Raw genomic sequence first — 21,743 nt, forward strand, 5'->3', positions numbered from 1 at the left:
AGCCGATAAAGAGAAAGAGGAGACATCCCTTGTCCACAGCCACCCACGCCGGCCTGCAGAGCGCCCAGCGCCCCACGCGCAGCCGGTACCTCATCATGGTGATGCTGTTCATCACCGTCGTCATCAACTACCTGGACCGCAGCAACCTGTCGATCGCAGCACCCGCGCTCAAGGACGAGTTCGGCCTGGACACCGTGCATGAAGGCCTGATCCTGTCGGCCTTCGGCTGGACCTACGCCGCCATGCAGATCCCCGGCGGCTGGCTGGTGGACCGCGTATCGCCGCGCCTGCTGTACGCAGCCGCGCTGATCCTGTGGTCGGCAGCCACGTTCTTCATGGGCTTTGCCGGCAGCTTCGTCATCCTGTTCGTGCTGCGCCTGGCCGTGGGCGCGCTGGAAGCGCCCGCCTATCCAATCAATAACCGCGTCGTCACCACCTGGTTCCCGGAACGCGAACGCGCCACCGCCATCGGCTTCTATACCTCGGGCCAGTTCGTCGGCCTGGCGTTCCTGACGCCGGTGCTGGCCTGGCTGCAGCACCACTATGGCTGGCACATGGTGTTCGTCAGCACCGGCCTCCTGGGCATCGTGTGGGGCGTGCTGTGGTTCATGATCTATCGCGAGCCGCGCCAGTTCAAGGGCGCGAACGCGGCGGAAATCGAGCTGATCCAGCAAGGCGGCGGCGTGGTCGACCTGGACCGCAGCGTCAAGGAAAAGAAGGCGCCGTTCAACTGGAACGACCTGGGCCTGGTCATGAGCAAGCGCAAGCTGTGGGGCGTGTACCTGGGCCAGTTCTGCCTGACGTCGACGCTGTGGTTCTTCCTGACCTGGTTCCCCACCTACCTGGTCAAGTACCGCGGCATGGACTTCATCAAGTCCGGCTTCCTGGCCTCGGTGCCGTTCCTGGCGGCCTTCGTCGGCGTGCTGTGCTCGGGCGTGCTGTCCGACTTCCTGATCCGCCGCGGCGCCACCGTCGGCCTGGCGCGCAAGCTGCCCATCATCCTGGGCCTCCTGATCTCCACGTCCATGATCGGCGCCAACTTCACTGATTCCACGCCCTGGGTGATCTTCTTCCTGGCCCTGGCCTTCTTCGGCAACGGCCTGGCATCGATCACCTGGTCGCTGGTGTCCACGCTAGCGCCGGTGCGCCTCTTGGGCCTGACCGGCGGCGTGTTCAACTTCGTGGGCAACCTGTCGTCGATCTGCACGCCCATCGTGATCGGCTTCCTGGTGACGAAGGACAGCTTCGCGCCTGCAATCGTGTACGTGTCGTCGCTGGCCTTGCTGGGCGCGCTGTCGTACATCTTGCTGGTGGGGAAAGTGGAGCGGATCGAGGCTTGAAGCGCTGCGGTCCTCCGGCATGAAAAAGGGCGCCTGCATGCCACAGGCGCCCTTTTTGCTTGCTGCGTGTCGCGCGCTCAGCAGCCCTGCATCGCCACCTTGCGCTGGCGCTCGTTGCTTGCGCGCTGCCACAGCACCAGGCCCAGGCCGGCCGCGGCGATAACGGCGCCGGCTACAGGCACCGCGGCATAGCCCATGCCCGCCGAGATCACGCCCCCGCCCGCCGCCGCGCCCAGCGCGTTGCCCAGGTTGAAGGCGCCCACGTTCACCGACGAGGCCAGGCCCGGCGCATCGGTGGCGGCGCGCATCACCCGCATCTGCAGCGGCGGCACCACGGCGAACGTGCCGAAACCGAAGATCAGCAGCGCAATGGCTGCGCCGGTCTGCGTCGTGGCCAGCCACGGGAACGCCAGCAGGTCGGCGATGATCAGCACCAGGAAGGCGATCAGGCTGCCGTCCAGCGAACGGTCGGCAAAGCGCCCGCCCATCGTGTTGCCGAGGGTGAAGCCGATGCCGATCAGCACCAGCATCGCCGTGACGAAGTTGGGCGAAGCGCCCGTCAACTCCGCCAGGGTCGGCGCCACGTACGTGTAGAGCGTGAACATCGCGCCCGCACCCAGCACCGTGGTCAGCAAGGCCACCAGCACCACCGGGCTCTTCAGCACGGCGAGTTCACGGCGGATGTCGGGACGGCGACCTGCCTCACCCGCCGGCAACGCGAACCATAGCGACAGCATCGCGATCAGGCCCAGCACCGAGGTCGCGGCAAACGACATGCGCCAGCCGATGACCTGGCCCAGCCAGGTGGCTGCTGGCACCCCGCCGACGTTGGCGATGGTCAGTCCCAGGAACATGGTGGCCACGGCGCTGGCCTGCTTGTGGCGCGGCACCACGCTGGCCGCCACCAGCGAACCCAGGCCGAAGAACGCGCCATGGTTCAGACTGGTGACCAGGCGCGCCAGCAGCAGCGTCGTGTAGTTGGGCGACAGCGCGGACAGCACGTTGCCCACCGTGAAGATCGCCATCAGCACCAGCAAGGCGTTGCGGCGCGACCAGCGCGACAGGGCCAGCGTCATCAGCGGCGCGCCCACCATCACGCCGATGGCGTAGGCGCTGATCAGCATGCCGGCGCTGGGAATGGACACATCCACCCCTTCGGCGATGACGGGCAACAGGCCCATGGGAGAAAACTCGGTCACGCCGATGCCGAAGGCACCGACGGCGAGCGCCAGCAATGGCAGGCCGGCCTTCACCGGCTGGGAGTCCTGGGGATTCATGTGGTTTCCTTGGGTTCGATTGCGCCGACCAGGGACCGGGCCGGCGCAAAGGGCCGGAGCGCGGGAAAACCCGATCGGAAGGCAGGCGGCCAGTATGCCGCCGTCATCCTTGCGGAAAAAGGCAGGAAACAGCGAAACACTTTTGACTTGGAGTCATGAATCCAGGAAACGGGCCGAGTCGTCTCAGGCCAGCCCGAGCAGCCTTTCCGTCTCGCGCGCCAGGGCGACCAGCCGCGGGCCGATGTCGGCTGCGCGCTCGCGGTAAGGCCCATCCTGCGCCGGCACGCCGCAATTGAAGACGTACAGCAACGACTGATAGGGCCTGCCCAGCGGCGCGGCAAAGCCATAGGCGTCCGGCCGCCACTCCAGATTGTTGCCGCAATAGCCTTTGCGCTCCAGATCGCGGCGCGCAGCCGCCAGGCTGGGAAAGTGGACCTCGTAGTGCCGGGGATCCGCCACGCGCAGCTGGTTCAGGACGACCGCCCTCTCCTCATCCGACGCCCGCGCCAGCCACGCCTTGCCGGCGGCGCTGGACAGCAGCGGCAGCGACGCGCCTATGTCGGGCCGCGTCTGCAAGGCCTCGTTGGAGCGGGCGGTTTCCACGTACACCATCTGCAGGCGGTCGCGCACCACCAGCGACACGGCGCCGCGCGCGTGGTCGGCCAGCTGCTTCATCAACGGCCGCGCCAGCTGCCGGATCTGCATGCTGGCCAGCAAGGGATAGCTCAGCGCCAGGACCGAGGCACCCAGCCGGTAGCGCGCGGGTTCGCCTACGCTCTGCAGAAAACCCAGCTCCACCAGCGTGTGGGTCAGGCGCGCCACGGCACTGCGGGACAACCCGGTCTGCTGCGCGAAGTCCTTGTTGGCCAGCACCGGCCGGTCGGCGCGAAAGCACGCCAGGATGTCGATGCCGCGCGCCAGCGTGGTGGTGAATTCGCGGTCCTGGTCATGCGTCATGCTGGCGCTCCAGCATTTTTTCCACGCGCGCCACCAGCGTCAGCAGGCGCGGCGCGATGCGGCCGCGCAAGTCGCCCGGCCGCAACCGCGTCACGGGCACGCCGCAGTTGAACACCAGCGCCTGGCCGTCGACGGGCGTGCGCATGGGTACCGCCACCGCATGCACATCGGAATGCCAATCGCCCTGCCCCACGCAATAGCCGTGTTCGGCGTAGTCGCGCTGAGCCTGATCCCAGTCTGGCGCGTGGCGCCGCCAGATGGCGGGATCCTGGCGCCGCAACGCCGCCAGCAAGGGCTCCGCCTCGTCCGCCGGCGCCTGCGCCAGCCAGGCCCGTCCCATGGCCGAAGGCAGCAGCGGCAGCAAGGCGCCGATATCCGGCCGGAACGACACGGCGTCGTGTCCGCGGCAGGTTTCCACGTACACCATGTTCAGGCCGTGATGCATGCCCAGCGAGGCCGAGCCGCCCGCCGCGTCCGCCAGGCGCTTCATCAGCGGGCGCGCCAACTGGCGAACCTTGATGCTGGCCAGAAGCGGATAGCTCAGCGACAGCACCGCCGTGCCAAGCCGGTACCGCCGCAAGCCCCCGTCGTAACGCAGCAAGCCGCGCTGCATCAGTGTGGTGGTCAGGCGTGAAATCGTGGCCTTGGACAGGCCGGTGCGGTCCGCCAGCTCGCGGTTGCTGAGCGCGGGTTCGCCATGCCGGAACGCCTGCAGCACCGACAAGCCGTGCGCCAGCGTGGTGGCGAAGGCGGGATCGGCATGGCGCTCGCCGGGGCGGGTGGTCATGGTGGAGGTCCTGGGCGCGGAATGCGCGGTCTGTCCCTGCCGATGATAGAGCAGCGACGGCTCGCCATGCATTCAAGATATCGAAACACTTGTCTCAAATCCCTTGGCCTTTTGCTAGCCTGGATTCAACACGGCGCGGCACGCATCAGCGCCCATGATGAAACGGAGACTAGCCATGATCAGGGACCCCGACGGATTCCCGCAATTCCTAGCATCGCTGCGCCGCTACGTGCGAGAGCAACTGGCGCCGCGCGAAGCCGAGGTCGCCCGCCTGGACGAGGTGCCGCAGGACCTGGTCGCCAGCATGGCCGCGCAGGGGCTGTTCGGGTACTCCATTCCCGAGCAATACGGCGGCGCGGGCATGACGACCGAGGAGCTGATCCTGGCCGCCATGGAACTGTCGCAATGCTCGGTGGCGTTTCGCGCCCGGGTCGGAACCAATACCGGCATCGGCTCCGAGGCGCTGGTGGCCGACGGCACCGACGCGCAGAAGGCCCGCTACCTGCCGCGGCTGGCCTCCGGGGAACTGACCGGCTGCTTCGCCCTGACCGAGCCGCAAGCGGGTTCCGACGCCACGGCCCTGCGCACCACGGCCGTGCGCGACGGCGACCACTACGTGCTGAACGGCGAAAAGTGCTTCATCACCAATGCGCCGCTGGCGGGCCTGTTCACCGTCATGGCGCGCACCAATCCCGATGCGCCTGGCGCCAAGGGCATCACCGCCTTCATCGTGGAGCGCGGCACGCCGGGCCTGTCCACCGGCCAGCCCTACGACAAGATGGGCCAGGCCGGATCGCCCGTGTCCGCCGTGCATTTCGAGGACTGCCGCGTGCCGGCCGACTGCATCATCGGCGGCCAGGAAGGCTTGGGCTTCAAGACCGCGATGAAGGTCCTGAACAAACAACGCATCCATCTGGCCGCGCTGTGCATCGGCCCGGCGATCCGCATGCTGGACGACACGCTGCGCTTCGTGGCCGAGCGCCAGCAGTTCGGCAAGCCGTTGATGGACTTTCAGCTGATCCAGGCCATGCTGGCCGACTGCCAGACCGAGATCCAGGCCGCCCGCGCCCTGGTGCTGCAAACCGCCCGCGAGCGCGATGCCGGCGCCGACGTGACGCTGAACGCCTCGATCTGCAAGTATTTCGCGTCCGAGATGTGCGGCCGCGTGGCGGACCGTTGCGTGCAGATGCATGGCGGCTACGGCTACATCGCCGATCACGGCATAGAACGCTTCTACCGCGACGTGCGCCTGTTCCGCCTGTACGAGGGCACCAGCCAGATCCATCAATTGAACATCGCCCGCCATACGCTGAGCCAGGCGGGCTACACGCCCGGCCGCTAGGGCAATACAGGGACCGCAGCCGCAAGAAGCCGGCGGCCCGCCAACCAAAGGAGACTTCCATCATGCTGCACAAGCACCTGCCGAAGTGGATCGGCGCCATGGCCGCCGCCTTCGCCTGCGCGGCGCTGCCGCCGCAAGCCGCGGCCGCCTATCCCGACAAGCCCGTGAGGCTGATCGTGCCGTTCGCCCCCGGCGGCTCGACCGACATCCTGGGCCGCCTGCTGGCCGAAGCGCTGCATCCCATCCTGGGCCAACCCGTCATCGTCGAGAACAAACCCGGCGCCGGCGGCAACATCGGCGGCGACTTCGTGGCCCGCGCCGCGCCCGACGGCTACACGCTGCTGTTGGCGGCGGCCGGACCCACCGTCATCAATCCCAGCCTGTACGCCAACATGCCGTTCAATCCGGCCAAGGACCTGGCGCCCATCACCTGCCTGGAGCGCGAACACAATCTGATGGTGGTGACCAAATCCATGCCGGTGAAGACGCTGCAGGAATTCCTGCAGTACGCGCGCAACAACCCCGGCAAGCTGTCCTTTGGCTCTCCTGGCAACGGTTCGCCGGCGCAGCTGGCTGGCGAACTGCTCAAGCAGCAGACCGGCATCCAGGCCGAGCACGTGCCCTACAAAGGCACCGGCCCCGCCGTCACCGACCTGGTGGCCGGCCACATCGATTTCATGATCGACAACATGCCGGCGCTGCTGCCGCAGGTAAAAGCCGGCGGCCTGCGCGCGCTGGCGGTGCCCAGCGACCAGCGCGCCACCGCGGCGCCCGACATCCCCACCTTCGATGAAGCTGGGCAGAAGGGCTTTGTGGTGATGGCCTGGAAGGGGTTGATGGCGCCTGCCGGCACCGATCCGGCGGTGATCGAACGGCTGCACGCAGCGGTGGTCAAGGCGCTGCAGGACCCGCAGCTGCGCACCCGCTTCCAGGAGCTGGGCGCGGAACCGCTGGCCAGCACGCCGGCCGAGTTCGCCAAGCAGATCGCGGACGAAACCGCCTGGTGGGGCAAGCTGGTGCAGTCCACCGGCACCCGCATCCAGTAGGCCCGCCGGGAGACCGCCATGCAAATCCTGATCCGAACGCTGCGCGCGCTGTGCGCCGTCGCCCTGCTGGGCGCGGCCGGGGCGGCACAGGCCGCCGCCTATCCCGACAAGCCGATACGCCTGATCGTGCCCTACGCGGCCGGCGGCGGCACCGACACCGCGGCGCGCATGATCGCCCGCAAGCTGGCCCCCTTGCTGGGCCAGCCCGTGGTGGTGGAAAACAAGCCCGGCGGCGCGACGCAGATCGGCACCGCCTTGGTCGCCAGCGCCGCGCCCGACGGCTACACCCTGCTGATGGGCACCGCCAATCTGGCGACCAACAGCGTGCTGTACTCCAAGCTGCCCTATGACGTGAAGAAGAACCTGACGCCCGTGGTCTGGGCGACGGACGTGCCGGTCTACCTGCTGCTGCCCGCCGCCAGCCCCATACGCAGCCTGGAAGACTTGAAGCGCGCCGCCGCGCAGCAGCAGGGCCTGACATTCGCCACCGCGGGAACGGGCAGCATCCCCCATCTGGCGGGCGAGCAGTTCGCCCACCAGACCGGCATCGCGCTGCGGCACATCCCCTACAAGGGCAGCAGCGAAGCCGCCACCGCGCTGGTCGGCGGCCAGGTCCAGATGAGCTTCGACAACCTGCCGCCGGTGTATGCGCAGGTCAAGGCCGGGCGTCTGCGCGCGGTCGCCATCGCCTCGCAAACGCGCAATCCCGAGCTGCCCGACGTGCCCACGCTGGCTGAACTGGGCGTGCCGTTGTCGGCCTCGTCCTGGTGGGGCGTGATGGCGCCCGCCGGTACGCCGAAGGACGTGATCGCCCTGCTGAACCGGCAGATCAACGCCGTGCTGGCCGATCCGGAAGTGCGCAGCTACTTCAACGGGCTGGGCATGCAAGCCACCGGCGGCACGGCCGAAGCGTTCGGCCGGCACATCGCCGACGAAACCGACAGATGGCGCGCCGTGGTCAAGCAGGCCGGCGTCAAGATCGAGGAATAAACCATGCAGTCCAAGCAAGAACGCAACGGCGGCGACGCCCTGCAAGAGGTATGCGCGCGCGTGCGCCGCTTCGTCGACGAGGTGGCGATACCCGCCGAGTCCCCCGCCATTGCCCGCGACGTGGCCGCGCTGGATCGCTGCGTCGCCCAACTGCGCATACAGGCTCGCGAGGCCGGCCTGTATGCGCCGCAGTTGCCGCGGGAATGGGGCGGGCTGGGACTGGGCTGGCGCGCCCTGGCCCAGGTGCTGGAAGAAGCGGGGCGCGGCTTCCTTGGACCCGCGGCGCTGAACTGCGCCGCGCCCGACCAGCCCAACATGCTGACGCTGCTGCGCCTGGGCAACGCCGCCCAGCAGGAACGCTTCCTCGCGCCGCTGGTGCACGGCGAACAGCGAGCCTGCTTCGCCATGACCGAGCCCGCGCCCGGCGCCGGTTCCGATCCGTCCATGCTGCGCACCCGCGCCGAACGGCGCGGCGCGCGTTGGGTGCTGAACGGCCACAAGCAATTCATCAGCGGCGGCGTGGGCGCGGATTTCGCGCTGGTGCTGGCGCGCACCGATACCGGCGCCACACTGTTCCTGGTGCCGGCAGACACGCCGGGCTACCAGGTGGTGCGCGACATCGGCATGGTGACGGGCTACCAGATCGGCGGCCACGCCGAGATCCTGCTGCGGGACTGCGAGGTCGACGATGAAGGCGTGCTGGGCGAGCCCGGTCGCGGCCTGGAGTATGCGCAGCTGCGGCTGGAGCCTGCCCGGCTGTCCCATTGCATGCGCTACATCGGCCGCGCCCGTCGCGCGCTGGAGACGGCGCAGGCCTATGTGATGCAGCGCGAATCCTTCGGCTCGCGCCTGGCCGATCTGCAGCAGATCCAGGCCATGGTCGCGGACTCCCACATCGACCTGCACGCCAGCCGCCTCATGACGCTGGATTGCGCAACCCGCATGGACGAGGGCCTGTCGGTGAAGCAGCACAGCGCCATGGCCAAGGTCTTCGTGTCCGAGGCGGTGAACCGCGTGGCCGACCGCGCCGTGCAGATGATGGGCGCATCGGGCCTGTCGGACGACACGCCCGTGTCCATGGTCTGGCAGGAGATGCGCCCCTTCCGCATCTACGACGGCGCCAACGAACTGCACCGCGCCACGCTGGCGCGCCGGCTGCTGGCCTGAGCCCTCAAGGAGACGAACATGGAAAACCTCGAATTCCAGGCCTACCGCCTACATGCGGGCGCAGCGGGCCAGCCCCCGCAAGGCCGCTACGAAACCTTGTCCGCGGACCAGCTGTCCGCGGGCGACACGCTCATCAAGGTGGCCTATGCGGGCCTGAACTACAAGGACGCGCTGGCCCAGGCCGGACGCGGCGGCATCATCCGCGAGTATCCGCGTATCGGCGGCATCGATCTCTCGGGCACCGTGGTGCATTCCGCCGACCCGGCGCTCGCGCCCGGCCAGGAGGTCGTGGTGCACGGCTTCGGCATCGGCGTGGACTGCGACGGCGGCTACGCCGAGTATGCGCGGGTGCGCCATGACTGGGTGCTGCCGCTGCCCCCAGGCATTGGGTTGCGCGACGCCGCCGTGCTGGGCGCGGCGGGCTACACGGCCGCGCTTTCGCTGCACTGGATGGAACATTGCGGACTGACGCCGGAACAAGGCGAGGTGCTGGTCACCGGCGCCACCGGCGGCGTTGCCGGCGTCGCCATCGACATCCTGAGCCAGCGCGGTTATCGCGTCTGCGCCATGTCCGGCAAGCCGGCTGCAGCGGACTATCTGCGCTCGTTGGGCGCGCAGGAGGTGATCGCTCCGCCCGACCTGTCGGCCGGCATCAAGCCGCTCATGAGCGCGCGCTGGGCGGGCGTGGTCGACTCCGTGGGCGGCCCGCTACTGGCCCACGCGTTGGCCAGCCTGAAGCCGGACGGCGTGGCCGCCGCCTTCGGCAACGCCGGCGGCGCGGAACTGCCCACCACCGTCATCCCCTTCATCCTGCGCGGCGTCAAGCTGCTGGGCATCAACGCCAACAGCCCCATGCCGCTGCGGCGCCAGGTATGGAACAAGCTCGCCGCCGAGTATCGCCCCGCGCATCTGGACCTGATCGCGCGCGTCATCGAACCCCGCGAGCTGCCGCTAGCCCTGGCCGCCATGCTCGAACGCGGCAGCACGGGCCGCAGCGTCGTGCGCTACTCCTGATTCTTCATCGCCACATCATGACTGACTCCTCCCTGTCCCGCCTCTTCAATCCGCAAGGCATCGCCATCGTCGGCGCCTCGGCCACGCCCGACAAGATCGGCGCGATGCCGGTCAGGCTGCTGCTCCAGCACGGCTACGGCGGCCGCATCATTCCCGTCAACCCGCGCGCGGACGCCATCGCCGGCCTGCCGGCCCTGCCCGGCCTGGACGCGCTGGACGCGGACGTGGACCTGGCCATCCTGGCCGTGCCTGCCGCCCATGCCGCGCAGGCGCTGGAACGCGCCCGGCCCGGCCAGGTCGGCGCCGCCGTGGTGTTCACCTCGGGTTTTTCCGAGACCGGCGCGCAAGGGACCGCGCAACAGGAACGGCTCTGCGCCATCGCGCGCGAGCGGGGCATCCGCCTGCTGGGACCGAATTGCCTGGGCCTCATGAACGTGCGGCGCAATGTCTACGCGACGTTCTCGCCCGCCCCCGCCAACGGCATCGTCGCCGCAGGCGGCATCGGCATGGTGTCGCAGAGCGGCGCATTCGGCGCTTATGCCTACAGCATGGCGCGCGAGCGCGGCCTGGGCCTGTCGCACTGGATCAGCACCGGCAACGAGGCCGACATCGACGTGGCCGATTGCATCGAATGGCTGGCTTGCGACGCCGATACCCGCGTCATCATGGCCTACATGGAAGGCTGCCGCGACGGCGCCAAGCTGCGCCGCGCCCTGGCCGCGGCGCGCGCGGCGGGCAAACCCGTGGTCGTCACCAAGATCGGCCGCACCCAGGCCGGCGCGCAAGCCGCCGCCTCGCATACGGCAGCGCTGGCCGGCGACGACGCCGTGTACGACGCGCTGTTCCGCCAATACGGCGCCCTGCGCGCGCGCACCATCGAGGAATTCTTCAACCTAGGCTATGCGCTGGACACCTGGAAACGGCCGCCGCAGGGCCGCCGGCTGGGGATCTTCACCATCTCCGGCGGCGTGGGCGCGCTGATGGCCGACGAAGCCGAGGACACCGGCCTGGCGCTGCCCGAACCCGCCGCCGAAGCTCAGGCCCGCCTGCTGGAGCGCGTGCCCTTCGCCAGCGGCCGCAATCCCGTCGACGTCACCGGCCAGGCCGTGTCCGAACCCGGCCTGCTGCTGGCCACCGCCGACGACATGCTGGCCGATGGTCGCTACGACGCGCTGGCCGTCTTCCTGGCCGCTGCTGGATCCTCCGAAGCCTTGTGGCCTACCTTCGAGGCTTTCGCAAGGCAGATGCAGGCCCGCCATCCGGACGTGCCGCTGGCCATCAGCGCACTGTTTCCGCCCGCACGCCGCCGCGAGCTGGAACAGCTGGGCTGCCTGGTGTTCACTGATCCCAGCGCCGCCATCCGCACGATAGGCGCGGTGGCCGGGCTGGCTGCTCATACGGGTAGCGACGTTGCTGACGATGCTCCCACGATGCCCGCGGCGCACACACCGCCATTGCTGGACGCCTACAACGAAGTCCAGGCCATGGCGCTGCTGCGCCAGGCCGGCTTGCCGGCCTCGCCCTGCACGCTGGCCGCCGACGTGAACGCGGCAGTGCGCGCCGTCGCCGAGCTGGCTGCTACGAACGGCGACGCCGCTCCCGTCGTTCTCAAGGTGGTATCGCCCGACATCACGCACAAGAGCGACGTAGGCGGCGTGAAGCTCAACATCCGCGGTGAAGCCGCCGTGCGGCAGGCCTATGCCGACATCATGGCCGCCGTGCGCCAGCACCGGCCCGACGCCCGCATCGACGGCGTGCTCGTCGCGCCCATGGCGCCCAAGGGCGTGGAATGCATAGCCGGCGTGCATTGCGACCCGGTGTTCGGCCCGGTCGTCATGTTCGGATTGGGCGGCGTCTTCGTCGAAGTGCTCAAGGATGTGAGCTTCCGCCTGGCCCCCTTCGGGCGCGACGAAGCCCTGGCGATGATCCGCGAGATCAAGGGCTACGCGCTGCTGCAAGGCGCGCGTGGCGCGCCTCCTTGCGACGTCGACGCGCTGGCCGACGCGCTGGCGGCGCTATCCCGCTTCGCCCACGCGCGGCGCGCGGACTTCAGTTCGGTGGAGATCAATCCCTTACTGGCTTTACCTGAGGGTAAGGGAGTGGTGGCGCTGGATGCTGTAGTGATACGCGGCGAGGGGGCCGCGCAGACGGTCTAGCCGATGGGGCCGCGGACGGCTACGAAGCGCAACGGCCGCTCGTCGAACAAGCGGCCGACCTTGCGGTCCGCGTGATAGATGTCCAGCGCATCGGCGACGGTCATGGCAGACTCGGGCGCTTGGGCGCTACCTGCACTTCCAGGCCCAGCAGATCCAGCATGTCCAGCACCTTCTGCAATTGCAGCGTGGGCTTCCCGCGCTCCAGATCCACCACATAGCGGTTGCCGGTGCCGGACAGGCCAGCCAGATCCGCTTGCAGCAAGCCCTGCGAGCGCCGGACGGCCTTCACCAATTCGCCCAATTCGGTCGATGTGCGAATCGTTACGCCGGCCCCGCCTGCGAGCGCGGCAGGAACATCGTTCGAGGCCATGTCTATCCCCAAAATTACCGATCGGTAATTTTTAAACCACTGCTTGTGAAGCGTCTCCCAGACGAAAAAAAGGCGCCAGAGGCGCCTTTCCTTCTTCCAACGGATGCGCTGCTTACTTCAGCAGCAACGCATTCAAGCGCTTCACGAACGCGGCCGGGTCGGCGATCTGCGCGCCTTCGGCCAGCAGCGCCTGATCCAGCAGCAAACGCGCCCACTGGTCGAACTCGCCGTCTTCGGCGGCGCGGATGCGGGCCAGCAGCGGGTGCTCGGGGTTGATTTCCAGCACCGGCTTGACGTTGGGCGCTTCCTGGCCGGCGGCCTTGAGCATGCGCAGCAGATGCGGGCTGAGTTCGTTCTGGCCCACCACCACGCAAGCCGGCGAGTCCACCAGGCGCAGCGTCACGCGCACTTCCTTGACCTGGTCTTCCAGCGTCTTCTGCAGGCGCTCGACCAGCGGCTTGAAGTCCTCGGCCACTTCAGCCTGGTGCTTCTTTTCTTCCTCGTCGGCCAGCTCGGCCAGGTCCAGGCCACCCTTGGCCACCGACACCAGCGACTTGCCGTCGAATTCACGCAGGTAGGACAACATCCATTCGTCCACGCGATCCGACAGCAGCAGGACTTCGATGCCCTTCTTGCGGAAGATTTCCAGATGCGGGCTGTTGCTGGCCGCGGCGAAGGTATCCGCCGTGACGTAGTAGATCTTGTCCTGGCCTTCCTTCATGCGCGACACGTAGTCGGCGAACGACACGGTCTGGGCCTGGTCGCCCGTGTGGGTCGAGGCAAAGCGCATCAGCTTGGCGATGCGTTCCAGGTTGGCGTGGTCTTCGCCCGCGCCTTCCTTCAGCACCTGGCCGAACTCGGACCAGAACGTGGCGTAGTCTTCCGGCTTGTTCTCCGCCATGTCTTCCAGCAGCGACAGGATGCGCTTGGCCGAACCCTCGCGGATGGCGCGCACGTCGCGGCTTTCCTGCAGGATCTCACGCGACACGTTCAGCGGCAGGTCGGCCGAATCGATCACGCCGCGCACAAAGCGCAGGTACGAAGGCAGCAGCTGATCGGCGTCGTCCATGATGAAGACGCGCTTGACGTACAGCTTCACGCCGCGGCGGCCGTCGCGGTCCCACAGGTCCATGGGCGCGTGCTTGGGCACGTACAGCAGCTGCGTGTATTCGCTGCGGCCTTCGACGCGGTTGTGGGTCCAGGCCAGCGGGTCGTCGTAGTCGTGCGACACCGTCTTGTAGAACTCGCGGTACTGGTCTTCAGTCACGTCCGACTTGCTGCGGGCCCACAGCGCATTGGCCTGGTTCACCGTTTCCAGTTCTTCGGTCTTGATCTGCTCGCCCTTTTCCTGGTCCCACTCTTCCTTGGCCATGCGGATGGGCAGGGAGATGTGGTCCGAGTAGCGGCGCAGGATCTCGCGCAGCTTCCAGCCGTTGAGCAATTCGTCTTCGTCGGCGCGCAGGTGCAGCGTGACGTCCGTGCCGCGCGTGGCCTTCTCGGCCGCGGCGATGGTGAATTCGCCCTGGCCGTCGGATTCCCACTGGATCGCGTCCGTGGCGCCGGCGCGGCGGCTGACCACCGTGACCTTGTCGGCCACGATGAACGAGGAATAGAAGCCCACGCCGAACTGGCCGATCAGCTGCGCGTCCTTCTGCTTGTCGCCGGTCAGCTGCGAGAAGAATTCCCGCGTGCCGGAGCGCGCGATCGTACCCAGGTTGGCCACCGCTTCTTCGCGCGACAGGCCGATGCCGTTGTCGGAGATGGTGATGGTGCGGGCAGCCTTGTCGTAGCTGACCGTGATGGCCAGTTCGCCATTGCCTTCCAGCAGCTCGGGCCGGTCGATGGCCTCGAAGCGCAGCTTGTCGCAGGCGTCCGATGCGTTCGACACCAGCTCGCGCAGGAAGATTTCCTTGTTGCTGTACAGCGAATGGATCATCAGGTGCAGCAGCTGCTTCACCTCTGCCTGGAACCCCAGGGTTTCGGACGTGGAAGGCGTGGCGGTTTGGCTCATAGTTCTACGTGGCTAGGTAAAAAATTAGGGACGGTTATTGGCTGCCGGGACTTCTGGCCCGCGCGGCCGCCGGGAAACCCTACTGATGTAGGGGCCAATGGCGCATTTTCAAGGGCGGGCAGGAAAACCCCGGCCGGCCCCAACCTCCCATTTTGGGGAGTGGCGGCGGCGCCTCAGAAAATGGAGAACACCTTCCGATAACGTGTCTTGGCTTCCAGCACGGTTTCATACTGCGGCACTGCCAGCTTGCCAGCCCGGACCAGCTTGCGGATGTCGGCAGCCGTGATCTGCCGAGTTTCTTGCGAGCGCAGCAGGAAATCCGCCGCGTCGCGGTCCATGATCTGATAGATCGAATGGAAAATCAGCTGCGAGGGTCCGAGCTCGTCGAGGTAATAGAGTTTCTCGCCCTTCTGCCAGACCGTGCCGAAGTTGTGATAAACCACGCCGCGCTTGATCCATTCCCCAGCCGGCGCATCCGTCAGCTGATTGACCAGCGTGGAACGGGACACCAGCCCGCCGCCCCCGCCCCGCGAGTTGCGAGCCCAAACTTCCTGCGCCTGCAGGAACAACGTCTGTTTGCCGTCCGTGTACACGTATGGCGACAGCTCGGTGAAGGATCCCGAAGCGAAGGGGTCGTCCCCCGCCCGTTCCACCTGCCGCGTCTGCGTGTTGTAGAAAAAGATGCCGTTCTTGCTGCGGAACAGCGCCTGGTACACATGCCGGCCGTGCTCGTTCAGCAGGCGGTACGGCGCATGCGCCGCGTCGAAGGGCTGCGCGCCCACGTACACCATGCCGTCGCGCGGATCTTGTAGATAGGGCTGGCGGTACAGGTCGCCCACCATGAAGGTATACAGCGCGGGATCATCCGACAGCGGCAGCAACTGCTCGTGGAAATAGACGCGGCGGCCGTCGGCGAAAAAATCGTCGCTGGAACGGACATCGCCATCCCTGCCCGCGGGCAGGCGGCGCAACGAAGCCGGCGCCGCCTGCGGCATTTCGCGGCCCCGGTAGTACACGCGCACATCGTCAGTGGCCAGCTCGCGGTCCAGCAGCGGCCGGTAGGGCCGGACGCTGGCCGGCAGGACGACGAACGGATACAGGTAGGTCTGCGGCTTGGGGCCGGCGTCCGCCTGGTACTGGATCTTCTGCCAGAACTCGTCCAGCATGCCCAGCTTTTCGTTGCGCACGCTGTGCATCGAACAGAAAACCGTGACCGCGCCATCGCTGAAATAGCTGTTGCCCAGGTAGCGCGCGGACGCGGGCTTCATGTCCGGCAAGACCTGGTTGCCGCAATACACGTGGCGCTGGTCCCTGGCCGCCTGCCTGCCGTCGAAAGCCCCGGTATCGAAGGCCGTGAAACTGGCTGGATCGGCGTCGTCCATGCGGTAGTAGCCGTTGCTGGGGACGGCGGCGTAAACGCCGCCCTGATAGTTCTTATAGATGCTGTTGCCGTAGGACTGTCCACGGTCGACGGCCGCGAAGTCGTCGCCGTCCATCAACCAGAACAACAGGAACATCGGCAGCGCGGCGATGATCAGGACCAGCGAGATCACGGCCCATTTGGCGCGTTTTTGCATGGAGTGGCGGGGCTGACCTGCCGTTGATTGGCGACCAGGGATTCTAACCAGCGGCCGCAATCCCGGCCCGGGTCTGCGGCGCATCTGCGCCCCCTCCCGGTCCGTCCCCGGACGGCGCGAGGCCTTCCCCGCTAAAATCCCGCACTTTCCCCCCTACCCATCCCTGGCCGGCCCATCCGCCATGCAACCCGCCTCCCTGACCCAACCCGCCCCCCACGGCTCATCCGACGCCGACCCCAGCCCTGACCTGGTCTACGGCCCCGACGACCGCCCCGCGCCTCCCGTGGCCTTCGTCGCCGCCCTGCAGCACCTGCTGGCCATCCTGGTTCCCATCGTCACCCCCGGCCTGCTGATCTGCCAGGCCCTGGGCGTGAGCTCCCGCGACACCACCCTGATCGTGTCCATGTCGCTGGTCATCTCCGGCATTGCCACCTACGTCCAGTGCAAGCGTTTCGGCCCCCTGGGCGCCGGCCTGCTGATCGTGCAGGGCACCAGCTTCAACTTCGTCGGCCCGCTGATCGCGGGCGGCTCGGTCATGGTCAAGCAAGGCACCCCGGTCGAGGCTGTCATGGCCGCGATCTTCGGCGTCGTCATCGCTGGCTCCTTCGTCGAAATGGGCATCAGCCGCATCCTGCCCTTCGTCAAGCGCCTGATCACGCCGCTGGTCACCGGCATCGTCGTGCTGCTCATCGGCCTGACCCTGATCAAGGTCGGCCTCATCAGCATGGGCGGCGGCTATAGCGCCATGGGCAACGGCACCTTCGCCAGCGCCGAGAACCTGACCCTGTCGGGCCTGGTCCTGGGCACCATCATCCTGCTGAACCGCGTGCCAGTCGTGTGGGTGCGCAGCACCGCCCTGGTACTGGCGCTGGCCGTCGGCTACATCGCCGCCGCCTACATGGGCCGCCTGGACTTCACCGGCGCCCGCGAAGCCGCCCTGTTCCAGATCCCCACGCCGCTGCACTTCGGCCTGGGCTTCTCGTGGGCGCTGTTCGTGCCCATGCTGATCATCTACCTGGTCACGTCCCTGGAAGCCATCGGCGACGTCACCGCCACCAGCAAGGTCTCCAAGCAGCCCGTCGAAGGCCCGCTGTGGATGCAACGCATCAAGGGCGGCGTCCTGGTCAACGGCGCGAATTCGCTCCTGGCCGGCGTCTTCAACACCTTCCCCAGCTCGGTCTTCGCGCAGAACAACGGCGTGATCCAGCTGACCGGCATCGCCAGCCGCCACGTCGGCGTGTGGATCGCCGGCATGCTGATCCTGCTGGGCCTGTTCCCGGCCGTGGCCGGCATCCTGCAGGCCGTGCCCGAGCCCGTCCTGGGCGGCGCCGCCATGGTCATGTTCGGCGCGGTCGCCGCGTCCGGCATCAACATCCTGGCCGGCATCCACCTGGACCGCCGCGCCCTGCTGATCATCGCCGTGTCCCTGGCGCTGGGCCTGGGCGTGTCGCAAGTGCCGGAAATCCTGTCGCACCTGCCCCATGCCGTGAAGAGCGTGCTGGAGTCGGGCGTGGCTACTGGCGGCATCTGCGCGCTGGTGATGAACTGGTTCCTGCCTGAGAAAAAGTAAGGCAGCGGATTCCTCGGAAAGCCAGTCCCTACCTGCCCCTGTGTGCGGACGGACTGGCCCCTGTCAGATGGCTGGATCCAGGGCCGCCTGACAATTTTTCCCAGACCGCATATAATCGCCGTCTTCGCTTCTCCCGCGACCGTCGTTTGGACGTGTCCGCGACCTCCTAGCCCGGGTGGTGAAATTGGTAGACGCAGGGGACTCAAAAAGAGGTTTGTGTACCTTTTTTTGAAATTCGTGAACACCACGCAACACTAGGCGGGATAATGGTTTGCGGCGACTGGTCGAATAGAGACCCAAAGGGCTTGTTGAGACCTAGGAGCCAAATAGGAGCCACGGCGAAAAGCCAAGAGGCAGCAAGTAGAATTGAGACGTTGATCTGACATATTGAGCCTGCGGCGAGATGGAAGATCAACCACGGTTGAACAGAAAATTCTGGCCCAGTCCAGAGAATTCAAAGCCCGGGTGGTGAAATTGGTAGACGCAGGGGACTCAGACCAAATTTGAGCCCTCTTGAAGAAATTCTTGAGGTGAAGCCCGTCAAACTCGGCGAAGGCCCTGGACGCAAGTCCGAGCTAATACCGAGCCAAGCCGCTTTTTGAAAAAGAAGCGGAAGGTGTAGAGAGCAGACGGCGGGCACCTAAAGCGCGAAAGCGCTATGGTGAAGGCGTGCTCCAGACCACGAACGCCGTTCCTTTGGGAACGTCGGCGGCGAAAGCCGAAGTGGTAAGAAAATCCCCCGCCGCAAGGCGTGCCGGTTCGATTCCGGCCCCGGGCACCACCACAGGCCCTTCCAGCGATGGAAGGGCCTATTTTTTTGTACCTCATTCAGGGAGCGCATCAACTCTGATTGCGCCAGTTGAGCCGTTGGCAGCTCGCCTTCGAGTCAAGGCGTCTGGCCCGGCAGCATGCTGCTTCTTGAATCCTCGATCCCGCATGATGAACGATTCCAGCATATGCGGAATCAGCGTGACAGCATCGACCGGCTCACCATAGGCCTGTGCATGCAGCGCGGCGTACCGCTCCAGATCAGCCTTCAATGCCGTCGTCAGCACAATGGTCAACTTCACCGTTTCAGTCTTGGGCAGCGGCCCCAACCGCAGCTTGCTGACAGACGTACTCATTGCGAAGACCCTCTCACAAAGAACAAAGGCTGATAGGGCCGCAAAACCAAATCCTTGCTCACCATCACACGCATCGGAAACCCAGGCCGAATCGTCAGTGTCGGTTGAATGCTCATATTCCGCTTGGTAATCTCCTGACCAACCTGGTTCACCGTGTCCTGCGCGCCCTGCCGTATGGCGACAATCACCTTGCCATCGCTACCACCGCGATCCGGCGCCGCCAGTTCGGCACCCACACCCAGCAGCGTGGACAGCGCCGCACCCGCAAGAATCCGGTCCCAATGCCAATCAACACCATCCTCCAGCCCTGCATAACCCGCAGGGTCAATCCCCGGCAAACGGTCCAGTGCAATCGACGACGTATCTGGCAGGATCAACCGCGTCCACACCAGCAACACCCGCCGCTGCCCAAATGACACCTGGCTGTCATAGCGCCCAATCAGCCTTGACCCCTGTGGAATCAGCAGATAGCGCCCCGTGGCCGTGTCGTAAACCGCCTCCGTCACATTGGCGATGACCTGCCCCGGCAAGTCAGAATTAATACCCGTCACCAGCGCAGCCGGAATGACAGTCCCTGCCATCACCTGGTAAGGCGAAGCAGGCATCTGCAGACTGGCCAGATTGCGCGTAGCCGTGTCGCTCGCATTCGCGACGAAAGCTGCCTTCTGCTCCTGCCGATTCTGCGCAGCGGTCGGGTCAACTGCCTGAGCAGTGGCAGACGTCGGTGTCATTGGATTGAACGGCTGGTTGCCTGACACCGATACGGATGGACTGCCAGCCGAAGCAGTGGTCACAGTGGCTGCTGACTTGGCACCATTGCCACTGCTCCTAAAAAACACCGTAGAGCGCGCTGCCTCCTCCGCATCACGCAGCCGCGTCAAACGATCCGCATGCGCTGGATCGTTATACGCCGCCGATACATTCGCTTGGCGCTGGCGCTCGGCACTGAGGATGGCCGGCCCCAAATCACCCGGCAGCGGCTCCCCCAACACAGGTATGGTGGGTTTAACCGGCACCGGAATCTTCGAATAGTCTTTGGGCAACTGGTCTAGGCTCTCGGCCCGCGAGACGCGATCCACGTTGTACAACTCGGTGGCCGGGTTACGCTCACGCTTGTGAGTCTGCAGCGACCACAAGGTGCCTCCGAGCACGGCAGCGGCCAGCGTGCCCGCACCAAGCGCCAGCATGCGCCGGTTCAGCCGTACCACCGGACGCGGCGGCGCACGCAGGGTCATGCTGTCCGGATCGACCTTGGGGGGCACCGGCGTGTCAGCCTGCGGTGTGGCGGGCGTACTCATGCTCAATTCCTCCGTTCCGCGCTGGCAACGCCATCAGTACGTTCGATGCGCACCACCTGGGCCTTGTCTGCCCCAAGTCGCAGCTCGGCCGCACCGAACAACCGGTCTACCACGTAGTACGGTGAACGGAAGCGATAGTTCACCAACTGTCCATCGCCCTGCGGCCCAATCACGAACAGCGGCGGCAACTCCCCCTGCGCAATACCCCCAGGAAACTGGATGTACACCCGCTGCCCGTCGTCAAAAGCACGCAGCGGCTTCCACGGCGGACTGTCACCCGTGATCGCATAGCGGAACCTGATCTGCTCCAGCGACAAACCAGAATCGACCGGTGCAGTTGCCTGAGCCTGCTGCGCCTGCTTCTGCAAGGCCAACATCCGATCCTTCGGGTAATCCCAGGACACCGAAGCCATCCAGGCCTGCGGCGTCGAAGACAGCTCCAGCAGGTACATGCGCCGGTTCGTAGTGATGACCAGGTTCGTCTTCAGACCGGTACGGGTGGGTTTCACCAGTACCGTCACACGCAAGCTGGCCCCTGAGCCGCTGGCCGTGTCGCCAACAACCCAACGCACCGTGTCTCCCGCTGACACCGTCACCAGCTCCTCGCCCTCCTGCAGCGCGACGACCGTGACCCGGCCCGGACTTGTGTAGACCTGGTACAGCGCGCCATCGGCATAGGGCCAGACCTGGATGGCATTGACGTAGCCCTCGCGGCTCGGTGCCACACGCGCTTCCAGATTGGCCCGTGAGACGCGAACCTTCTCGTCAGCAGCTTCCGGCACACCCTTTGTCTCCGCTTCTGCCGATATCGGCTTTAACTGCGCTGGCAGTGGCAGCGGTTCAGGCAGCGTCACGACCTCGATGGGTTTGGGCAGCTCAGGCAGCAGGTGCGCGGCCACGGGCTCATCCAGTGTGATGGTGGGCGGCGGTTTGCCGTGTGTGGCACAGCCGGTGATGGTCGCCAGGGTGGCGACCATCACCAACGGCAAAGCGTAAATACGGATCAATGGTTTCATGGTTTTACTCCTTGTGTCGCTTCGAGTTCACGGCTCCAGGACAGGCCGTTGACATAAATGCCCAGTGGATTGCGGCGCAAACGCTCTTCGGTCCGGGGCGGTTGCAGCACCACCGACACCACTGCCGTCCAGCGTTCCGTGCCCGAGGGCGCACCATTCGAATAGCTTCGCTCAATCCAGCGCATCTGGAACGAAGATTCGCTGGCACGGACCACGCTCGTGACTTCCACCGAAACAGAGTTCTGCCCGATGTGGGCAAACGGGTCGTTGGCGCGGGCATAGTCGTTCAGCGTGGCCGCACCTTTGTCGGTGGTGTACTCATAGGCTTCAAGCCAGTTCTGCCGCACCACGATGGGATCGATTGACAGTGAACGTACGTCGGTGAGAAAGCGCGCCAGGTGATAGGCGATCTGCGCATCGTTCGGTTTGTACGGCGTGGCCGCTTCACCGACGGCCCGCACCTGCCCCGCGCTGTCGACCTCGACGACATACGGTGTCACGATGGACTGTGCGGATCGCCAGACCAAGCCACCCGCCATCAGCAAAGCCAGCGACAGGCAACCGAAGGCCATCAGCCGCCAGTTCTTGGCCTGCACACGGGCGTTGCCGATGCGGTTGTCCCAGACCTGCGCAGCAGCCTGGTAGGGGGTGACGGGCTCGGGCGTGTCCGAGTAGCGCACCTGGGGTCGTTTGAATAACAT

At 66.3% G+C, this 21,743-nt stretch carries 18 protein-coding genes; 8 read left to right on the forward strand and 10 right to left on the reverse strand.

Annotation, left to right across the window (positions count from 1 at the left end):
• The first annotated feature begins 29 nt into the window (after nt 1–29).
• Entirely contained in the window at nt 30–1,340 is a 1,311-nt protein-coding gene (locus ACZ5YA_RS18485; RefSeq protein WP_118931497.1) for an MFS transporter, read from the forward strand.
• A gap of 77 nt (nt 1,341–1,417) precedes the next feature.
• Here the strand turns inward: ACZ5YA_RS18485 and ACZ5YA_RS18490 are convergent, their stop codons facing one another.
• The 3 genes from ACZ5YA_RS18490 to ACZ5YA_RS18500 all read right to left on the reverse strand — a co-directional run bounded on the left by ACZ5YA_RS18490 (nt 1,418) and on the right by ACZ5YA_RS18500 (nt 4,361).
• Nucleotides 1,418–2,617: an MFS transporter gene (locus ACZ5YA_RS18490; RefSeq protein WP_059373922.1), complete on the reverse strand. Its 1,200-nt coding sequence runs from the start codon at nt 2,615–2,617 to the stop codon at nt 1,418–1,420.
• A 183-nt stretch (nt 2,618–2,800) separates the two neighbouring features.
• On the reverse strand, nt 2,801–3,574 hold the full coding sequence (locus ACZ5YA_RS18495; protein WP_059373923.1) for an IclR family transcriptional regulator: 774 nt from the start codon (nt 3,572–3,574) through the stop codon (nt 2,801–2,803).
• Nucleotides 3,564–4,361: an IclR family transcriptional regulator gene (locus ACZ5YA_RS18500; protein ID WP_118931585.1), complete on the reverse strand. Its 798-nt coding sequence runs from the start codon at nt 4,359–4,361 to the stop codon at nt 3,564–3,566. The genes ACZ5YA_RS18495 and ACZ5YA_RS18500 overlap by 11 nt, the downstream gene beginning before the upstream one ends.
• Nucleotides 4,362–4,536: 175 nt before the next feature.
• On the opposite strand from ACZ5YA_RS18500, the gene ACZ5YA_RS18505 reads away from it, so the two are divergent.
• From ACZ5YA_RS18505 to ACZ5YA_RS18530, 6 genes are all read left to right on the forward strand, one after another.
• Nucleotides 4,537–5,703 carry an acyl-CoA dehydrogenase family protein gene (locus tag ACZ5YA_RS18505; RefSeq protein WP_464091056.1) on the forward strand — a complete coding sequence of 389 codons (1,167 nt, stop codon included), beginning with the start codon at nt 4,537–4,539 and terminating at the stop codon, nt 5,701–5,703.
• A 62-nt stretch (nt 5,704–5,765) separates the two neighbouring features.
• Nucleotides 5,766–6,749 (forward strand): Bug family tripartite tricarboxylate transporter substrate binding protein, encoded by a 984-nt coding sequence (locus tag ACZ5YA_RS18510; RefSeq protein WP_118931493.1) that lies wholly within the window; start codon nt 5,766–5,768, stop codon nt 6,747–6,749.
• Nucleotides 6,750–6,767: 18 nt separating this feature from the next.
• Nucleotides 6,768–7,739 (forward strand): tripartite tricarboxylate transporter substrate binding protein, encoded by a 972-nt coding sequence (locus tag ACZ5YA_RS18515; RefSeq protein WP_464091057.1) that lies wholly within the window; start codon nt 6,768–6,770, stop codon nt 7,737–7,739.
• A gap of 3 nt (nt 7,740–7,742) precedes the next feature.
• Nucleotides 7,743–8,906 carry an acyl-CoA dehydrogenase family protein gene (locus tag ACZ5YA_RS18520; protein ID WP_464091058.1) on the forward strand — a complete coding sequence of 388 codons (1,164 nt, stop codon included), beginning with the start codon at nt 7,743–7,745 and terminating at the stop codon, nt 8,904–8,906.
• Between the two features lie 18 nt (nt 8,907–8,924).
• The gene (locus tag ACZ5YA_RS18525; RefSeq protein ID WP_280015950.1) at nt 8,925–9,920 is read left to right on the forward strand and encodes an acrylyl-CoA reductase family protein; all 996 of its coding nucleotides are present in this window, start codon (nt 8,925–8,927) and stop codon (nt 9,918–9,920) included.
• Nucleotides 9,921–9,937: 17 nt separating this feature from the next.
• Nucleotides 9,938–12,076, forward strand: coding sequence for an acetate--CoA ligase family protein (locus tag ACZ5YA_RS18530; RefSeq protein WP_464091059.1), 2,139 nt, complete (start codon nt 9,938–9,940; stop codon nt 12,074–12,076).
• A 100-nt stretch (nt 12,077–12,176) separates the two neighbouring features.
• Here ACZ5YA_RS18530 and ACZ5YA_RS18535 read toward each other — a convergent pair whose 3' ends face one another.
• The 3 genes from ACZ5YA_RS18535 to ACZ5YA_RS18545 all read right to left on the reverse strand — a co-directional run bounded on the left by ACZ5YA_RS18535 (nt 12,177) and on the right by ACZ5YA_RS18545 (nt 16,034).
• Complete coding sequence (locus ACZ5YA_RS18535) at nt 12,177–12,446, reverse strand: helix-turn-helix domain-containing protein (RefSeq protein ID WP_059373930.1); 270 nt, start codon at nt 12,444–12,446, stop codon at nt 12,177–12,179.
• A gap of 112 nt (nt 12,447–12,558) precedes the next feature.
• A complete protein-coding gene (htpG, locus tag ACZ5YA_RS18540; RefSeq protein ID WP_059373931.1) occupies nt 12,559–14,457 on the reverse strand; it encodes a molecular chaperone HtpG in 1,899 nt (632 codons plus the stop codon).
• Between the two features lie 173 nt (nt 14,458–14,630).
• Nucleotides 14,631–16,034 carry a DKNYY domain-containing protein gene (locus ACZ5YA_RS18545; protein WP_464091060.1) on the reverse strand — a complete coding sequence of 468 codons (1,404 nt, stop codon included), beginning with the start codon at nt 16,032–16,034 and terminating at the stop codon, nt 14,631–14,633.
• A gap of 181 nt (nt 16,035–16,215) precedes the next feature.
• Here ACZ5YA_RS18545 and ACZ5YA_RS18550 point away from each other — a divergent pair, with 181 nt between their 5' ends.
• Nucleotides 16,216–17,604: a uracil-xanthine permease family protein gene (locus ACZ5YA_RS18550; protein ID WP_059373933.1), complete on the forward strand. Its 1,389-nt coding sequence runs from the start codon at nt 16,216–16,218 to the stop codon at nt 17,602–17,604.
• A gap of 824 nt (nt 17,605–18,428) precedes the next feature.
• On the opposite strand, the gene ACZ5YA_RS18555 is transcribed toward ACZ5YA_RS18550, so the two are convergent.
• The 4 genes from ACZ5YA_RS18555 to trbF are packed head-to-tail and all read right to left on the reverse strand — an operon-like array spanning nt 18,429 to nt 21,743.
• Nucleotides 18,429–18,728, reverse strand: a complete 300-nt coding sequence (locus ACZ5YA_RS18555; protein ID WP_086911755.1) for a DUF2274 domain-containing protein — start codon at nt 18,726–18,728, stop codon at nt 18,429–18,431.
• Complete coding sequence (locus tag ACZ5YA_RS18560; protein WP_086911754.1) at nt 18,725–20,026, reverse strand: TraB/TrbI/VirB10 family type IV secretion system protein; 1,302 nt, start codon at nt 20,024–20,026, stop codon at nt 18,725–18,727. The genes ACZ5YA_RS18555 and ACZ5YA_RS18560 overlap by 4 nt, the downstream gene beginning before the upstream one ends.
• Nucleotides 20,027–20,028: 2 nt before the next feature.
• Nucleotides 20,029–21,042 carry a P-type conjugative transfer protein TrbG gene (gene trbG, locus ACZ5YA_RS18565; protein ID WP_086911753.1) on the reverse strand — a complete coding sequence of 338 codons (1,014 nt, stop codon included), beginning with the start codon at nt 21,040–21,042 and terminating at the stop codon, nt 20,029–20,031.
• Nucleotides 21,039–21,743 (reverse strand): conjugal transfer protein TrbF, encoded by a 705-nt coding sequence (trbF, locus tag ACZ5YA_RS18570; protein ID WP_086911752.1) that lies wholly within the window; start codon nt 21,741–21,743, stop codon nt 21,039–21,041. The genes trbG and trbF overlap by 4 nt, the downstream gene beginning before the upstream one ends.

The organism is Achromobacter sp. JCM 18799 (assembly GCF_055395645.1).

Bases quoted from the DNA above. Each gene is read 5' to 3' on its own strand.
- ACZ5YA_RS18495 (WP_059373923.1), bottom strand. From the start codon at position 3,574: ATGACGCATGACCAGGACCGCGAATTCACCACCACGCTGGCGCGCGGC.
- ACZ5YA_RS18515 (WP_464091057.1), top strand. From the start codon at position 6,768: ATGCAAATCCTGATCCGAACGCTGCGCGCGCTGTGCGCCGTCGCCCTG.
- ACZ5YA_RS18545 (WP_464091060.1), bottom strand. From the start codon at position 16,034: ATGCAAAAACGCGCCAAATGGGCCGTGATCTCGCTGGTCCTGATCATC.
- ACZ5YA_RS18505 (WP_464091056.1), top strand. From the start codon at position 4,537: ATGATCAGGGACCCCGACGGATTCCCGCAATTCCTAGCATCGCTGCGC.
- trbG (WP_086911753.1), bottom strand. From the start codon at position 21,042: ATGAAACCATTGATCCGTATTTACGCTTTGCCGTTGGTGATGGTCGCC.
- trbF (WP_086911752.1), bottom strand. From the start codon at position 21,743: ATGTTATTCAAACGACCCCAGGTGCGCTACTCGGACACGCCCGAGCCC.
- htpG (WP_059373931.1), bottom strand. From the start codon at position 14,457: ATGAGCCAAACCGCCACGCCTTCCACGTCCGAAACCCTGGGGTTCCAG.
- ACZ5YA_RS18525 (WP_280015950.1), top strand. From the start codon at position 8,925: ATGGAAAACCTCGAATTCCAGGCCTACCGCCTACATGCGGGCGCAGCG.
- ACZ5YA_RS18510 (WP_118931493.1), top strand. From the start codon at position 5,766: ATGCTGCACAAGCACCTGCCGAAGTGGATCGGCGCCATGGCCGCCGCC.
- ACZ5YA_RS18560 (WP_086911754.1), bottom strand. From the start codon at position 20,026: ATGAGTACGCCCGCCACACCGCAGGCTGACACGCCGGTGCCCCCCAAG.
- ACZ5YA_RS18520 (WP_464091058.1), top strand. From the start codon at position 7,743: ATGCAGTCCAAGCAAGAACGCAACGGCGGCGACGCCCTGCAAGAGGTA.
- ACZ5YA_RS18555 (WP_086911755.1), bottom strand. From the start codon at position 18,728: ATGAGTACGTCTGTCAGCAAGCTGCGGTTGGGGCCGCTGCCCAAGACT.
- ACZ5YA_RS18550 (WP_059373933.1), top strand. From the start codon at position 16,216: ATGCAACCCGCCTCCCTGACCCAACCCGCCCCCCACGGCTCATCCGAC.
- ACZ5YA_RS18500 (WP_118931585.1), bottom strand. From the start codon at position 4,361: ATGACCACCCGCCCCGGCGAGCGCCATGCCGATCCCGCCTTCGCCACC.
- ACZ5YA_RS18535 (WP_059373930.1), bottom strand. From the start codon at position 12,446: ATGGCCTCGAACGATGTTCCTGCCGCGCTCGCAGGCGGGGCCGGCGTA.
- ACZ5YA_RS18530 (WP_464091059.1), top strand. From the start codon at position 9,938: ATGACTGACTCCTCCCTGTCCCGCCTCTTCAATCCGCAAGGCATCGCC.
- ACZ5YA_RS18490 (WP_059373922.1), bottom strand. From the start codon at position 2,617: ATGAATCCCCAGGACTCCCAGCCGGTGAAGGCCGGCCTGCCATTGCTG.